This is a genomic window from Amycolatopsis sp. NPDC051061, assembly GCF_040682935.1.
Lineage (GTDB): Bacteria > Actinomycetota > Actinomycetes > Mycobacteriales > Pseudonocardiaceae > Amycolatopsis.
The window spans coordinates 58,986-73,482 of the sequence record NZ_JBFBBZ010000035.1; the positions used below are offsets into that span (position 1 = coordinate 58,986).

At 68.2% G+C, this 14,497-nt stretch carries 13 protein-coding genes and 2 pseudogenes; 2 read left to right on the forward strand and 13 right to left on the reverse strand.

Features of this window, described 5'->3' with window-relative positions:
* Positions 1-3: 3 nt before the first annotated feature.
* Positions 4-2,640 carry a LuxR C-terminal-related transcriptional regulator gene (locus AB0N03_RS36515; protein WP_364381784.1) on the reverse strand — a complete coding sequence of 879 codons (2,637 nt, stop codon included), beginning with the start codon at positions 2,638-2,640 and terminating at the stop codon, positions 4-6.
* A gap of 253 nt (positions 2,641-2,893) precedes the next feature.
* Here AB0N03_RS36515 and AB0N03_RS36520 point away from each other — a divergent pair, with 253 nt between their 5' ends.
* A complete protein-coding gene (locus AB0N03_RS36520; protein WP_364381786.1) occupies positions 2,894-3,052 on the forward strand; it encodes a hypothetical protein in 159 nt (52 codons plus the stop codon).
* Here AB0N03_RS36520 and AB0N03_RS36525 read toward each other — a convergent pair.
* Positions 3,025-3,645, reverse strand: coding sequence for a LuxR C-terminal-related transcriptional regulator (locus AB0N03_RS36525; RefSeq protein WP_364381789.1), 621 nt, complete (start codon positions 3,643-3,645; stop codon positions 3,025-3,027). The two genes, AB0N03_RS36520 and AB0N03_RS36525, sit on opposite strands and share 28 nt — an antisense overlap.
* A gap of 75 nt (positions 3,646-3,720) precedes the next feature.
* On the reverse strand, positions 3,721-4,353 hold the full coding sequence (locus AB0N03_RS36530; protein ID WP_364381792.1) for a LuxR C-terminal-related transcriptional regulator: 633 nt from the start codon (positions 4,351-4,353) through the stop codon (positions 3,721-3,723).
* A gap of 199 nt (positions 4,354-4,552) precedes the next feature.
* Between AB0N03_RS36530 and AB0N03_RS36535 the strand changes: the two are divergent.
* A pseudogene (locus AB0N03_RS36535) lies at positions 4,553-5,579 on the forward strand (cation transporter); the annotation flags it as partial.
* Between the two features lie 729 nt (positions 5,580-6,308).
* On the opposite strand, the pseudogene AB0N03_RS36540 reads toward AB0N03_RS36535, so the two are convergent.
* The 10 genes and pseudogenes from AB0N03_RS36540 to AB0N03_RS36585 form a co-directional block, all read right to left on the reverse strand.
* Positions 6,309-6,764 (reverse strand): annotated as a pseudogene (locus AB0N03_RS36540) (peroxiredoxin); the annotation flags it as partial.
* Between the two features lie 32 nt (positions 6,765-6,796).
* Positions 6,797-7,180 (reverse strand): thioredoxin family protein, encoded by a 384-nt coding sequence (locus AB0N03_RS36545; RefSeq protein WP_364381794.1) that lies wholly within the window; start codon positions 7,178-7,180, stop codon positions 6,797-6,799.
* 54 nt (positions 7,181-7,234) lie between these two features.
* Positions 7,235-7,795 carry an ATP/GTP-binding protein gene (locus AB0N03_RS36550; RefSeq protein ID WP_364381878.1) on the reverse strand — a complete coding sequence of 187 codons (561 nt, stop codon included), beginning with the start codon at positions 7,793-7,795 and terminating at the stop codon, positions 7,235-7,237.
* Between the two features lie 76 nt (positions 7,796-7,871).
* Positions 7,872-8,315: a roadblock/LC7 domain-containing protein gene (locus AB0N03_RS36555; protein ID WP_364381797.1), complete on the reverse strand. Its 444-nt coding sequence runs from the start codon at positions 8,313-8,315 to the stop codon at positions 7,872-7,874.
* 26 nt (positions 8,316-8,341) lie between these two features.
* Positions 8,342-10,171 (reverse strand): ATP-binding protein, encoded by a 1,830-nt coding sequence (locus AB0N03_RS36560; RefSeq protein ID WP_364381800.1) that lies wholly within the window; start codon positions 10,169-10,171, stop codon positions 8,342-8,344.
* Between the two features lie 22 nt (positions 10,172-10,193).
* Complete coding sequence (locus AB0N03_RS36565; RefSeq protein ID WP_364381803.1) at positions 10,194-10,877, reverse strand: DUF742 domain-containing protein; 684 nt, start codon at positions 10,875-10,877, stop codon at positions 10,194-10,196.
* The gene (locus AB0N03_RS36570; protein WP_364381806.1) at positions 10,877-11,293 is read right to left on the reverse strand and encodes a hypothetical protein; all 417 of its coding nucleotides are present in this window, start codon (positions 11,291-11,293) and stop codon (positions 10,877-10,879) included. Before AB0N03_RS36570 ends, AB0N03_RS36565 begins: the two co-directional genes overlap by 1 nt.
* Before the next feature lie 33 nt (positions 11,294-11,326).
* Positions 11,327-12,613 (reverse strand): FAD/NAD(P)-binding oxidoreductase, encoded by a 1,287-nt coding sequence (locus AB0N03_RS36575; RefSeq protein ID WP_364381809.1) that lies wholly within the window; start codon positions 12,611-12,613, stop codon positions 11,327-11,329.
* Positions 12,606-13,457, reverse strand: a complete 852-nt coding sequence (locus tag AB0N03_RS36580; protein ID WP_364381812.1) for a ferredoxin — start codon at positions 13,455-13,457, stop codon at positions 12,606-12,608. The genes AB0N03_RS36575 and AB0N03_RS36580 overlap by 8 nt, the downstream gene beginning before the upstream one ends.
* On the reverse strand, positions 13,454-14,236 hold the full coding sequence (locus AB0N03_RS36585) for a DUF4142 domain-containing protein (protein ID WP_364381815.1): 783 nt from the start codon (positions 14,234-14,236) through the stop codon (positions 13,454-13,456). Before AB0N03_RS36585 ends, AB0N03_RS36580 begins: the two co-directional genes overlap by 4 nt.
* Positions 14,237-14,497 lie beyond the last annotated feature (261 nt).

The window sequence follows — 14,497 nt, forward strand, 5'->3', positions numbered from 1 at the left end:
CGATCAGCCGTGCGCACCGACCACGTCACGCCGGCGGCCCAGGCCCGACGTGGCCAGGCCGTACCTGGTCCGGCAGCCGGCCTTCACGAAGAGCCGGGAGAGGTGCTTCTCGACCGTCTTCTCGCTCATCCGGATGCTCCGCGCGATCTGCCGGTTGGTCTGTCCCGTCCGGATCAGCTCGAGGATCTCGAGCTCGGTGCCGGACAGCGGCTCGGCCGCCTGCAGCTCAGCGGGCACCCGGACGCCGGGAGGAACGGCTTCCCGGGCCTTGCCCGCCGGGCGGGTGGCACCGCGCGGGCGGCTGAACTCCGCTGCCTCGTGCAGCCGGCTCCGGGGTGACTCGGAGGACCGGGCAGCCGACTCGCCGAGCAGGACCAGCTCGTGGCCGCCACGCCTGCGGACCAGCCGCTCGGCGGAGTGGAGCTGCGACTCGTCGCGGCCGGCCAGTCCACGCACCAGGGCGAGCACGCCGAACGAGCGCGGGCAGCTCCGGAGTTCGTGGTACTCCTCGGCCACGGCGACCACGGTGCGGCACCGCTCGGTGTCCCCGATCCGGCCGGCGAGCCAGGCCAAGCGGCACAACAGCCGCGAAGCACCGATTTCGTCACGCGAGAACGGGTGGGCGCCGAAGGCCCGTCGGCCGGCTTCGAACGCCTCCTCGGGCTCCCCCGCGTGGTGGCGCAGACCGGCTTCGACCCAAGCTCGCAGGTGCGGGGCATGCCCTGTGCCGGGCACCTTGGCCAGCCAGGCAGCCGCGCGGACCCCTTCCCCCTGCCAGCCGCACATCTCGGCCGCGAGCAGGCGAGCGTGCTCCCGGACGAATTCGTCCACGCCGTCGTGGACTTCGAGTTCTTCCACCGCACCGAGCGCCTCGTTCCAGCGTCCCTCGGCGTAGCCGGTCCGAGCCCGGTGGTAGGCCGACAGCGGTCCGGCCGCGGGAACCCGGTAGTCGCTGCCCAACACGGCTTCGAACACCGGAACGAGGTCTCGCACGGCGCACGCGTCGGCGAGCGAGGCTTCCGGACGTCGATGACGCCAAGTGCGCGGCCCCGGCCCGGGCGCGACCGGACGGCTGTGCTGCCACACCGGGGCGAAGTGAGCACTGACGTCGTGCGGTGCGACCGGGTCGCCGGCGAACCAGCGCCCGGCCAGGTCCACCACGGCGCGGGCCGGCGCACTTCGGCCGAGTCGTTCGCGGACGTCTGCCGGCACGGGGTGGCCGAGGTGGACGGCCGCGAGTACGGCTCCGGCGGCGAGTTCCGCCGTCGCTTCGTCGTCCACGTCGCGCGCGGCCTCGGCGACGAAGTCCGCCATGGTGCGGTAATCCCCGACGCGAACGAGGTGGCGGAGGACTTCGGCCTGCCGCATGGCGCGTCCGCTTCCCGGACCGGCGTGCCACCACGCCGCATACACGTGGCGTGTCCGCCCGGCGGAATCGGCGGCGAAGAGGCCGTCGGCGTCGCGGAGCACCTCGGCGTAGTCCGGGTGCCGGGGCAGCTCCCGTCCCGCCGACACCACGTGCCTGGCCAGGGTATCCAGCGGAACCCCCGCCACACCGGCGCTTCCGCGCAGGCGCTCGGCGATCTCGCCGTGCAACCGGGCGCGACCCCCCATCTCCTCGGCCACCGCCGTACCGGCGCCGGGCACGCGGCACCGGATCGTCCCGGAAGCGTCGCACTCGAGGACACCGTCGCAGATCAGTGCGTCGACCGCGCGGCCGGCGTCTCGCGCGTCGCCTTCACCGCCGGCCGCGAAAGGGAGGTCGTCGACGAGCAGGCCGTCCGGTGCGGATGCGAGGAGCACCAGCCGCTTGCCGAGATTCCCGAACCGGGCGAGCCCCGTCAGCACCGGGTGCCCTGCCGGGAGCGCCACCGGCGCCTCCGGACCGCGCAGGTGGAAGACCTCCCCGGTCGCATCGAGCCGGCCACGCTCACGCAGATCGGTGACGGTCGCGACCACCGCGCCAGGGTTTCCCCACCACGGGCCGAGCGCGTCCCGGATGGCTTGTTCGGCGGCGGGCGTCAGCGGCCCCTTCGCAGTCCGCCGAAGCAGCTCCGACGTTGGCTCCGCGGGAAGCGGTTCGAGTTCGATTGTCCGGGGGAAGGCCCGGCCGAGGTGGTCCGCGGTGCCCGCCAGGGGCACGCGGCACGCGGCGATGACGGTGTGCCCGGCCCGGTACATCGGCGCGGCGGCCACCACGGGTTCGGTGAGCCGGTCGAGGTCGTCGAGGAGGACCGTCACGGAAGCGGTCGTGCTCAGGCGGGTGAACAACGTGCTCATCGCGTGCAACAGGCAAAACCGCGTCCACGGGTCGGCGTAGCCCGCTTCCGTGCACAAGCGGCTCACATCGTCGAGGGAATCCGGGAGCCGGGAATCGGTGTCGAAATCTTCGTACTGCTCGCGCACCGCCCGGAGCACCGCGCGGAAACCGAACAGATCCCACGCCGGTCCGTCCGCGGGGAACGGCACGGAGAGCACCGGCACCATCCGATCCGCCAGCACGCGACGTGTTTCGCGCAGCAGCGCGGTTTTTCCGCTGCCGGCCAGGCCCCGGACCACGGTCGGGCCGGCCACCCCCGCCTCGACGAGGGCGTCGAGCTCCACGCGCCGCCCCACAAGCCCACCACGCCGACGCGCCATCTGCCGTTCCTCCGATCCCAGCCCTTCCCGGTCCTCGCATCCGGGTCGCCCGCTTCCTGCCACGGACTCCACCGATATCACCAGAGGCGACTCAACGAATCCTCTATCCGCACTCGGCGCGAGTAAGCAATTGCGGCCGGGAATCACTTCGGGTAGCGGCACGACATCATGCGAAAGGGCATCATCGCTGGACGGAAATACCGAAAACAACGGGATCATCCGTGCCGGGCCGGGCAACCAATACCATGGCGGCGTGAACCCCGAGGCGAACGACGATGGCCATGGCGGCGCCGGTGCGCCCGGTCCCCCGGAACCCACGCCGATCTACGACGAGCTGGCCGCGGCCGTCACCGCGACCGGGACACCCCCGGCCGGACGCGACTCTCAGATGACGCCGGCCTGCACGGCGTAGGCGACCGCGTGCGGGCGGTTGCGCAGGTTGAGCCGGCTGGTCATCTCGTAGATGACGTTCTTGACCGTTCGCTCTGAATAGCACAACCGGCTGGAGATTTCGGCGGTGTCCAGCCCCTCCGCCATCAGCTTGAGCACGTCGACTTCGCGCGCGGTCAAACCGGCCGCGCCCAGGCCGCGCGGGGTGAGGACGTCGTGCTGCAACCGCCGGATGCTGTCGAGCAGGCCACCCAGGAGATCCGGCGGGAGCAGGCCGCGGCCCGACGCGGCGGCGACCACGGCTTCGACCAGCCCGTCCCCGGAGGTCCGGCTGCGCGGGAGCACCACCACGACCCCGCACTCGACGGCACTGACCACGTCGCTGTCGCGGAGTTCGTCGATCAGGAGCACCTTGGGCACCCCTGCCCACCGGGCAGTCCGGAGTTCAGCGATGACCTGCGGCGTCATGCGCTCCGCCTGCACCACCAGGACGTCCCGCTCCGTCAGCTCGTCGGTGCCGACGACCTCGACCTGCCGGCAGTTCCGCAGAAAGCTGACCAACCCGACTTCGGTGATCGAGTCGACGGCACGCACACCCACCCGAACCGGATCCATTTCCGTCCTCCACAATCGACGGCAGTCCCAGTGGACCGCCGGTTTACCACGTTGGTTCCTCGGCACGACCGGGGTTCAGATCACTCCGGCCCGCATCGCGTACGCCACCGCATGGGACCGCGAGTTGAGCTGCAGCCGGTCCATCAGCCCGTAGAGGACGTTCTTGACCGTCCCCACGGAGCAGGCGAGCCGAACGGCGATCTCGTCGGTCTGGTAACCCTCCGCGATCAGCTGCAGGACGTCGCGCTCACGCGTCTCGATACCGGACAGCGTCAACCCCGCCGGGGCCAGCACCTGGGACCGCAGCCGGCTGATCTGGTCCAAGAGGATGCCCTGCAACCGGTACGGCATGAGCGCCGCACCGCGGCTGACCGCCACCACCGCCGAAGCCAGGGTTCCTTCTTTGAGCTCCTGCCGGGACAGCAACGCCGCCACCCCGCATTCAACCGCCAGCAGGAGGTCTTCGGACTTGAACCGGTCCGCCACGAGCACGGCACGGGGGCCGCCCCGGGACTCACCGGCCCCGGAACGCCGGAGCAGGGCGAACGTGCTCGTTCCCACCACCCCGTCCACGGCCACGACCAAGACGTCCGGCCGGCAGCCCGGCTCGTCCGGCACGACGTGGAGCTGCTCATGGCCGGTCAGCATGGCCTTGACGCCGGCTTCACCGATCTCGTCCGCCGCGTGCACCAGCACTTTGACGTCCACGTGACCCGCTCCCTCCGCGCCGCCTCGAACCCAGCACCGAGGCTCGCAGGGCCTACTTCACAAACCCTCTATCGTCGACGAGCATCTCCTGTGAGCCGAGCCCGCCGGGCGGTTCCAGCAGGCTGGACCGTGACGTGGTGAAGACGCCCGGTTCGCCATCCGGCAGAGCCGGCGTGTCCGGTCGCTGATGGGTGGGCACATGACTGCTGAAGCGCGATTCTCGACAGGCATCGAACTGGCGATCACGGGCATGACGTGCGCGTCTTGCGCCGCGCGGATCGAACGCAAGCTCAACAAGCTCGAGGGCGTCACCGCGATGGTCAACTACGCGACAGCGAAGGCGAGCGTGACCTACGCGGCCGATGTCGTACCCCAGCAGCTCATCGCCGAGATCGAAGCAGCGGACTACCGCGCGGCGATCCCCGGATCCGAGACGTCGTCTCCCGATGCGAATGCGGACGCGGACAGGTCGCTGCGGCACCGGCTGGCCGTTTCGGCTGCGCTGACGGCACCGGTCGTGCTCATGGCCATAGTCCCCCCGCTGCAGTTCACGTATTGGCAGTGGATCTCGCTAACACTGACGGCACCGGTGCTGGTCTGGGGCGCGGTACCGATCCACCGGGCAACGTGGACGAACTTGCGCCGCGGCTCCGTCACCATGGACACGCTGATCTCGGTTGCCACATTCGCCGCCTTCGACTGGTCACTATACTCGCCACTTTTCGGATTCGCGGGGTTACCTGGAGTCACACACCCTTTCGAACTGGCCCCTGAGGTTTGCCAGCGACAGCAACATCCATCTCGAGGTATGCGCGGGAGTGCCTACCTTTATTCTCGCCGGGCGCTACCTCGAAGGTCGCGCGAAACGCCGCGCGAACGAGGCCTTGCGCGCGCGACGGGCGCTGGGAGCGAAGGACCTCTCGGTACTGAGCGACGATGGCGAGAGACGGATCCCGGTCGACCATCTCCGTGTGGGCGATCGTTTCGTCGTGCGGCCCGGCGAGAAGATCGCCACCGACGGCATCGTCGACAAGGGCGATTCCGCGGTCGACGTCAGCATGCTCACCGGAGAGAGCCTGCCCATGGAAGTCCGGCCCGGTGACACGGTGTTCGGCGCGACGATCAATGTCAGTGGCCACCTGGTGGTGCGAGCCACCCACGTGGGCGCCGACACACGACTGGCGCGGACAACGGCACTCGTCGAAGCCGCGCAGAACCGGAAGGCGGCAGACCTGACTCTCGCCCGCGACGATCTGTTCGCCGTGGCTGACGCGATCCAGCTCTCCCGGCGCACGTTGAAGACGATCAAGAGCAACATGGTGTGGGCGTTCGCCTACAACGGCGCAGCGATTCCGCTCGCCGTGATCGGCTTGCTGAACTCGATGATCGCCGGTATCGCCATGGTGTTCAGCTCGGCATTCGTAGTCGGCAACAGTCTGCTGCTGCGAACTTTTCGCGCCCGTTGACCGGTTCCGAAATCTTCGCGAGAAGCTTTCCGATCCGCATGCACTCGGGGGGTCACCCAGACGTTGGACGGGAAGGCGCGCGCCACCGCAGGGACGACCAGCGCGGAACAGATGGCAACACGGAAAAACGCCATTGCGCAACGGCCGAACAGCAACTCGACTTCCGCGCACCAGACCAGTGACGTTCGAATCCGGATTTACCCACGGCGATCGGCGCGGCCATTCGTCCGGCGACGTCGCTCGAAGAACGACTGCTCGCTCCGACCACGCGTGCGGCAGCCGTTCCCGGGTCCGGTTCGTCTGGCGTGGAAGAATCGGATGCCGCATCCCAGTGATGCGGCCGCCAAGGTCGCCCTTTCGACTGCCGGCGGCTTCCACCTGGTCGGCTGATACCCCGTTACCTTCTCAGGACTCGTCCGAAACGGTGATCCAGTTGCCGGGCGCGGCCGGGATCATCACGTCGGACAGATCTCGGGTGTGCGGGCCCAGCATGTTCGCGACCTGGTGCTTCCATTCGCCTTGGTCGCGGGCCACGTCTTCCCGCTGGACCTGCGCGAACCGGATGATCCCCTCCGTGTCGATCAGGAAAGTCCCCCGCCGGGCGACGCCGACGGCGTCGTCGAACGTTCCGTAGGTGGCCGCCACCTCACCGTGCGGCCAGAAGTCGGACAGCAGCGGGAAGGGGTAGCCCTGCACCTCGGCCCACGCCTTGAGGCAGAACGGGGAGTCCACCGAAACCCCGATCACCTGGACGTCGTACTTGTGGTACAGCTCCACCTCGTCGCGTAGCTGGCACAGCTCGCCTCGGCAGATCGGTGTGAAGGCGCGCGGGTAGTACACGAGCAGGACGTTCTTGTCGCCCGCGAAGGACGACAGCGTGACCGGCTCCAACTGGTTGCTGTCGAGCGTGAAATCCGGAGCTCGAGAGCCGATTTTGACACTCACTTGCGTTTCCTTCCCAGAGTCAAGTCCCGCCCCTACTCCGCCGCGCCGGCGGGGGCCATCGACTTGCGGATCGCGTCCACGTCGACCTCGCGCGCCTGCCGGATCACGTCGTTGAGGGCGTTTTCGCTGAGCGAGCCCTCGTGCGTGAAGATCAAGGCACCCCCGCGCATCACCGCGATCGTCGGAATCGACTTCACGTTGAACGCCGCACCGAGCTCCGGCTGCGAGTCGGTGTCGAGCGAAGCGAACACGACGTCGTCGTGGCATTCCGCCGTCTGGTGGAAGACGGTGGTGAACGCCTTGCAGGGGCTGCACCACTCCGCGGAGAGGTGGATCACGATCACGCCGTCGGACTTCGTGATCTCGTTGAACTTGTCGACGTCGAGGTCGACGATTTCGCGTTGTTCGTCACCCATCACCCATCATCCATCCTGTGCGGTAAAACTGGACTGCGTTGGCCTGACCACTGGCTAGGTCATCGACGGTTCGGCGACCTGCTCGACGCGCTTCATGACGTGCTCGATGAGCCCCAGCAGCGTCTCCTTCACCTCCTCCCGCTCCCGTGCGTCACACCGGAAGATCGGGATCGCCGGATCGACCGCCATCGCCCGCCGGACGTGTTCGAGTGGGTGGTGGAGGATGCCGTCGAAGGTGTTCACCCCGATGACGTAGGGGATGTTGCGGTTCTCGAAGAAGTCGACCGACGAGAACGAGTCGGACAGCCGTCGCGTGTCGGCCAGGACGACGGCGCCGATCGAACCGCGGACCAGGCTGTCCCACATGAACCAGAAGCGCTCCTGCCCCGGCGTGCCGAACAGGTACAGCAGGAGCTCGTCGTCGAGCGCGACCCGGCCGAAGTCCATCGCGACCGTCGTGGACCCCTTGTAGGGGAGGCGGTCGGTGTCGTCCAGCTTGCCGCTGGCGACGGTCATCCTGGCTTCGGTGGTCAGTGGCTTGATGTCCGAAACTGCACCGACGAACGTCGTCTTCCCGACGCCGAAGCCGCCGGCAACGACGATCTTCGAGGTCATCACGGACTTCTTCGAAGAGCCACCGGCCGCGGCGGGCTTGTGCTTTTCCATCTGCATCCCTTTCCGAGGCGGGAAACTAGTTCGCCGACGTCCCGGCCGAAGCCGTGATGGTTTCCGCTTCCTGACGCCGCAGCTCCGGAGTCAGCATGTGACCGAACCGGTCGACCAGCAGCGCCATCTCGTAGGCGATCTGCCCGATGTCGAAGCCGGGGTCGGCGAGGATCGACAGGCACGAACCGTCGCTGATCGCCATGAGCAGCATCGTTCCCGCGTCCATCTCGACGATGGTCTCGTTCACATTGCCGGCCTCGAAGCAGCGCGCCGCGCCTTCGGTCAGGCTCACCAGCCCGCACGCGACGGCCGCCAGCTGGTCGGCGCGATCTTGCGGCAGCGTGCTGGACGACGCGATGAGCAAGCCGTCGGAGGACACCGCGACGCCGTGCGCCACGCCGGGCACCCGCTCCACGAAGTCGTTGATGAGCCACGCGTACTCGGTGAGGGAATCGTCTTTCTCAGCCATCAGAACACATCTCCACTTCGCTTTTGTTATCGATCGATCTCGAGGATGGTCCAGCCACCGGAATGCTTCGCTCCGCGGAGCCTGGCTTCTTGCTCCTTGGCCTTTTGCACACCTTGCTGGTAACTGGACAGTCGCCGCTGCGTGTGTTTCGCATCCCGCTCGATGGGCTTCGGGGGTTGCGCGGCGTGCGCCTCCGGCCCATTTCCGGAGTCATCGACGAACAGGTGCGCGCCCTTATGGCGCAGCGGCAGCCCTTCCTCCGTGTAGGTGTAGTCCTGCTGCTGGGACCGCTCGGCTATCTGCCACGCCTGGTCGACGTTCGACTGCCACTCGTCTGCCATGCCACCACCGGCTTCCAGGGAAAGTCGAGCGTCGATCGGGGCCGGGTTCCGCTCCTGCTTCCGGTTCCGGCTCTTCGCCTGGAACCACCGGGATGCGATTCGGGAGCCGGCTGGTTGCGTGGTGCCCACGTTCTTGTTGGGCACCCGGGTCGGCAGTTCGCCGGGAACGTCGGAGTGCGCCTGTGCGACCAGCTCGGCGGGGTCCAGCCCGCTGCCCTGCCGACGGGGTGCGTGCGCCTTCGTCCGGCTGTGCCACGCCGACGGCCGTCGCACGGACGCGCCATCGGGTCCCGGTGCGTCCTGGCGACGTACCGTGACGGTCATCGGCACTGCCGAGTCGCCCCGCCCGGCGCGGTTGGTGGTGGCGACCTTGGCCTCGAAGGGCTGGCCCCGGCTCGGATCACCCGGTAGCGCGGCGCGGACCGTGTCCTCGTTCAACAGCACCGAACTCGGCACCGAAACGAGGGCCGAAACCCCGTCGACACCATCGCCGCCGAACAGCTCGACCCGGAAGCCGTGCCGGCCGGCCAGCCGCCCGACCACGAGCAGGCCGAGCCGGCGGGAACGGGCGATTTCGGCGGAGCCCAGCTTGCGCAGCTGCTCGTTGGCCTTGCCGATGTCGGAGTCCGTCATGCCGATACCGTTGTCGATGACCCCGATCGACAGTCCCTGGTGCCGGGCCAGCTCCGCCTTCACGGTGACCTGCTTGTCCGGCGGAGAGAACGCGGTGGCGTTGTCCAGCAGTTCGGCGACGATGCGGATGAGGTCCCCGGCCGCGATGTTCGACACCCGCACCGACGGTGTGCTGAGCAACCGCACCCGCTGGTAGCTGTCGATTTCCGAGATCGACGCGCGCAGCAGGTCGTCGATCGACACCGGGTCCTTCGTCTTGCGGACCAGTTCTGTGCCCGAGAGGACGAGGATGTTCTCGTTGTTCCGGCGCATGCGCATGACGAGGTGGTCGAGCTGGTAGAACCGGTTCAGGTCGGACGGTGACCGGTTGGCTTGCTCGAGCCCTTCGATGATCTGCAGCTGCCGCAGCAGCAACGTCTGGGTCCGGCGGAACATGTTCACGAACACTTCCGAATAACCGGACCGGATCTCCTCGTGGTCCAGGGCCAGCCGGACCGCGTTGCTGCACACCTGCTCGATGTCGCCGATCAGGGCGGCCAGCTTCTCGTCCTGCAAGGGATTCAGCCTCAGTCTGACGCCCTCCACTTGCTTCCTGGCGACGACTTCGTTCACGAGGTTCGGCAACCGTTGCTGGGCCAGCAGCTCGAGCTCCCGGTGCACGGTCTCCAGCGACCGGCGCACCCGCTGCGCCTCCCGGAAGGCCGACCACGCGGCCCCGATCGCCGTGACCGCCACGGCCAGAGCGGCGAGGTGGAGCCACGGCGACGGCCGCATCAGGCCGACGGCGCTCAAAGCCGCTGACGTGACCAGAAGAGCGCAGAGGACGATGAACCTCGTCTGCAACGACGTTCCGCCGCGCTCTCGTACCGCATCGGTGCTCATCGTTCCTCCGTCAAGATCCGGGTCAGGAAAGTCGCGACAGTCCCCGGTGGACCCGCCGGAGAAGCTCGATCGACGGCAGGCCGCCCACCGTGGGCAGTGCGGTGCTGTGCACCCGCAGGAATCCCCGGTCGATACCGTCACTGATGATCATCGTCGTCAGGCCGATCGGCGCCTCGATGGCGACTGCGATCTCCGCCACCGACTGCGGCATCGAACAGGTCCGGTAGACCATGCGCTGGTCCGTGCTCAGCGATTTGAGCGGCAGTGTCGCGTAGGGCTGGACTGTCTCGATGATGGTTTCCAGGCCGAGGTCGTCTCTCATGCCAGCGGCCGGGCCGATCCCGAGGTACGGCCGGATCAGGGCGGAGGGGTGATCGACTTCCAGCAAGAAGTCCGCCCCCGAGACCTGCTCGTACTCCCCGGGCGGGAAGATCCGGCACACCTCCTTGGATTCGGCGTCGCCCTCCGGTTCCTCCGGCAGCTTGATCGGCACCACCGCGGTCATCACTTCCACGACGATCGGCCTCCGGCCGTTGACCACGGTCTCTTCCGCAGGACTGCGCTCTCGGAAGTCGTGGTCGGCCCACTCCCCGTAATCGCTCCAGCCGCCGAATCGGACCGGGTCTGCTCCCGCCAAAGATCTTCCGGACCCGTTTCCGGAATGCCGTGCCGCGGTGACAGCGGCTCCTGTCCGGTCGTCACTCATCAGCGACCCCCTGCCGACTGGCCGGGCGTCCGCGGTGCCGACGGGTGGTCCGTGGAGCTCTCCGGCACGTCCGCGTTCGGCGTACTCGTCGGAGCCGGCGCTGGCTGCGCTGTCGTGGACGGCGGTGCAGGGGACGGCCCCATGTCCATGGTGCCCATGCTCTCCGGTTGCTGACCGGACGCCTCCGGCCCCGACCACGCGGTGGCGATCTCCGTTTCCGGCACCGGGGCCTGGATCGTCCGCGGCTGCTCACGATAGGGCAGCGGGACGACGATCGAGCGGTAGTCGGCCGCATCGACGGTGAGGATGGTGAGCCCGGTCGTCTGTGAGGTGAAGTTCGGTGACTGCTGGATGGCGTAAGCGGCCGCGGCGACCACGGCCACGACGGAGAAGATCGCCAAGACGTTCGATCGCATGCAGTCCTCCTTTCGCGTTCATCGGCGTTCGAGTCAGACCCGGAGGAACTCGGGGCGAGGGTCCGGCCTCGGTTTGCCGGCCACCCCGGGGGCGGCGTCAGGAGCTCGTCCGGCCGGCGCCTGCGCACCAGGATGGGCCAATGGCGTTTTGTCCACGAAGGTCTTGGCGTGGTTAAGGACCGCCGTCGAGTTGTCGAACCCGATGACCCCGACCAGCTCGCCGTCCCGGTAGTAGCCGGTCAAGGAGTGCCCGCCCGGGGTGGTGGGATCGATCGGCTCGCGCTCCTTCCCGACCGCCGGCATGCCCGCGGCTTGGATGCGCAGTCCGTGCTGCTCGGACCAGAACCGGGGCACCGGCATGAACGGCGTGGCCGAACCACGACCGGTGAGCAGGCTCTCGGCCGCCGCCCGCCCCATCTCAATCGCATTCGTCCAGTGCTCGACGCGGCGCGGTTCGGTGCCGAAGCGCAGGTTAGGCCAGCTGGCGACGTCCCCGGCCGCGACGACGTCGTCCAGCCCGGCCACGTGGCAGGTGGGTTCACACACGACCCCGTTGTCCAGCTTCGCACCCGAATCACGCAGCCACGAGACCGCCGGCACCGAACCCGCCGCGGCGACCACGAACGCCGCGTCGAGCTGCCTTCCGTTGGACAGCCGCAGGTGGACCTGCGACCCGCTGGTGGCCCACTTCTCGACCCGGGTGCCGAGCTGCAGCTGGACGCGGTGCTTGCGGTGCAGCTCGGTCAGCCGCTGCGCGTGCCCGGCGTCGAGCAGGTTGCTCATCAGCAGCTTCGAATTCCCGATGAGGACGACGTTCTGCCCGAGGGACCGGATGCTGGAGGCCGCCTCGCAGCCGATGAAGCCGGTGCCGATCACCGCGATCGGATCCCGGGCGCTGGAAAGCGCTTGCTTCAGGCGCTTGCTGTCGGCGATCGTGCGAAGCACAGCGACCCGCGAGCCGGCTCGCATGGCGCCGGGGAGCCTGCGGGCTTCGACGCCACTGGCGATGACCAGCCCGTCGTATTCGAGTTCTTCACCACCGGGCAGGTGCACGACGCGCCGCTTGGGGTCCAGTTGCGACGCCGTGGTGTTCAGCCGCCACAACGCTTCGAGGTCGTGCGTCGGCGCGGTGACGATTTCCTTGAGACCGAGCTCACCTGTCAGGAACTGCTTCGTCAACGCCGGCCGGTAGACCGGCATGGTCGACTCCGAGCCGATGATGATGATCTCCCCGTCGAACCCCAGCTCCCGCAGCCGCTCGGCGGCGCACATACCGGCCAGTCCGGCACCGACGATGACTATTCGCGGCAGCTCAACCATGGTGGTTGGTCCCTTCAAGTTGGATCGCTCGCATCGGGCACGCCCGGGCCGCGGAGATGACATCGAGATTCCGCGTCAGCTCGGGTTGCTTCCGGTAGGCGAGCCGTCCGTCTTCGCGCAGCTGGAACACATCCGGCGCTTCCGCCTGGCAGAAGCCGTAGCGGTGACACCGTTGGTTGTCGACGCTGATTTTCAAGGGCGCCGTCTTGACGACTTGCTTCTCCGCGACGGCGGCGGCCTTGTCCCCGACGAGGCCGAGCTTCACCAGCAGCGAAACCGGCAGGAAGCGGACCGTGGCCAGCGCGATCGTCGGGGCGAGAACCGTGATCCCGGCCAGCCACACCACTTGGAAGTTGCCGTTCGACCACGCGCCCCACCAAGAGTGCACGACGCCCAGAGCCACCGCCACGTACGCCGTCTGGTGGAAGCGCAACCAGTTGCGGTAGCGGATGAACCGGTGCATTCCTGCCGTGATGGCAATGGCGACCAGCAGTTCGAAGGAGAGGATGCCGAGACCGTGCCGGACGTAGCCGTTGAGGAACGGGATGACCACCTGGGTGCCGACGATGACCTGCTCGTCGAGGAACAGCATGCCGAAGCCATGCACCGACGCCGTCGCGATGGCGAACGAGGCCAGCATCACGTGCCCCGTGCGCAGTGCCTGGTGCCCGGTCACGCGCTGGATCCACCCGGTCGCGGTGAGAATTCCCCAGCACAGTGTCAAGCACATGCTCAGGTAGGCGAGGCGAGCCGCGAGCGCGACCACGGAACGGACCCCGACGTCGTTGCCCGTGTACCCGGCGGCCAGCGCCGTCTCCGGCAGGCTCGAAAGTGTTCCGGTCATTCGATTGCCACTCCATTCCCAGCCGTTTCCGCGGTCTGCCGGGAGGCGACCCTGACCACCGCCAGCGTCCCGAAGGCCGCGACGAGCGCCAAGCCGATCCCCATCACGATTTCCGCGATCGTCGGCGTCGGCTGGTACGGCGCGTCGGTTCCGGCGTGCACGGCGACCGAATCGGAGTTCGCCAATCCGGTGCTCTCCAGCAGAGCCATGTGCCGGGCGACATACTCGGTGGCCACCTCGGCGAGCGAGCGGACCACGTCGTTCTGGGTGGTCGCCCGGACCGTCGCGACCTTCATGTAGACCGAGCCGTGCGCGGCCCGGGTGAGGGTGACGTAGAGCCGGTCCCGCTCGTCCCCGCTCGCCGCCTCGATTTGCCGCCGCCAGCTCTGCTGCTGGGGCGTCGCGGCTTCGGGGAGCTGGACGTTGAGCCGGGACGCGGCCTGCTGGTTCACCATGTTCAGCGTGTGGTGCTCCCGGGACAGCTGCGCCGCCACCGCCCGGACGCGCGGGTTCTTGCTCTCCTTCGCCACCAGTTCACTGGTGGGCGCCTCCCAGAACCCTGCCTGGGCCACCGCTACCAGCACCGCGACGTCGGCGGGATACAGCGGGCCGTAGGGCGCGTCCATGTTCGTGCTCTTCTGGTTCTCACGGCCGGGAACCTGTCCGTTGTAGCCGGACGTCACCGAGATACCGCAGGAAGAAAGCGCGCCCAGCAACGAGATCACCGCGAGCACGCGGGCGAACCGAGCCGGCCCGGCGCCGGTGCGCGAGGTCAACACGGCCGTACCAGGGCAAAATACCGGGCGTTTCCGCCGACGACCCGATCTCGCGCACGTTCCGGGCCGGTTCCCGCACAGAGCACGCCGGTACTGTGACAGAAGTTCATGGCTCCGCACTCCTTTCCGGTGTGCAGTGAGGCAAGTCGTACAAGCCACGGACTTGACAGGTCCAATTACGCACCTTCGACCGGCCAGGTGGAAGTGCGCTCGAGCACGGTTGGCGAGTTCGTCCAACCTGTGTGCCCACAAGGGCACGAGGCC

Coding starts and splice junctions, on each gene's coding strand:
- AB0N03_RS36570 (WP_364381806.1), bottom strand. CDS start 11,293: ATGCGATCGAACGTCTTGGCGATCTTCTCCGTCGTGGCCGTGGTCGCC.
- AB0N03_RS36575 (WP_364381809.1), bottom strand. CDS start 12,613: ATGGTTGAGCTGCCGCGAATAGTCATCGTCGGTGCCGGACTGGCCGGT.
- AB0N03_RS36555 (WP_364381797.1), bottom strand. CDS start 8,315: ATGGCTGAGAAAGACGATTCCCTCACCGAGTACGCGTGGCTCATCAAC.
- AB0N03_RS36515 (WP_364381784.1), bottom strand. CDS start 2,640: ATGGCGCGTCGGCGTGGTGGGCTTGTGGGGCGGCGCGTGGAGCTCGAC.
- AB0N03_RS36580 (WP_364381812.1), bottom strand. CDS start 13,457: ATGACCGGAACACTTTCGAGCCTGCCGGAGACGGCGCTGGCCGCCGGG.
- AB0N03_RS36560 (WP_364381800.1), bottom strand. CDS start 10,171: ATGAGCACCGATGCGGTACGAGAGCGCGGCGGAACGTCGTTGCAGACG.
- AB0N03_RS36565 (WP_364381803.1), bottom strand. CDS start 10,877: ATGAGTGACGACCGGACAGGAGCCGCTGTCACCGCGGCACGGCATTCC.
- AB0N03_RS36550 (WP_364381878.1), bottom strand. CDS start 7,795: ATGACCTCGAAGATCGTCGTTGCCGGCGGCTTCGGCGTCGGGAAGACG.
- AB0N03_RS36545 (WP_364381794.1), bottom strand. CDS start 7,180: ATGGGTGACGAACAACGCGAAATCGTCGACCTCGACGTCGACAAGTTC.
- AB0N03_RS36525 (WP_364381789.1), bottom strand. CDS start 3,645: ATGGATCCGGTTCGGGTGGGTGTGCGTGCCGTCGACTCGATCACCGAA.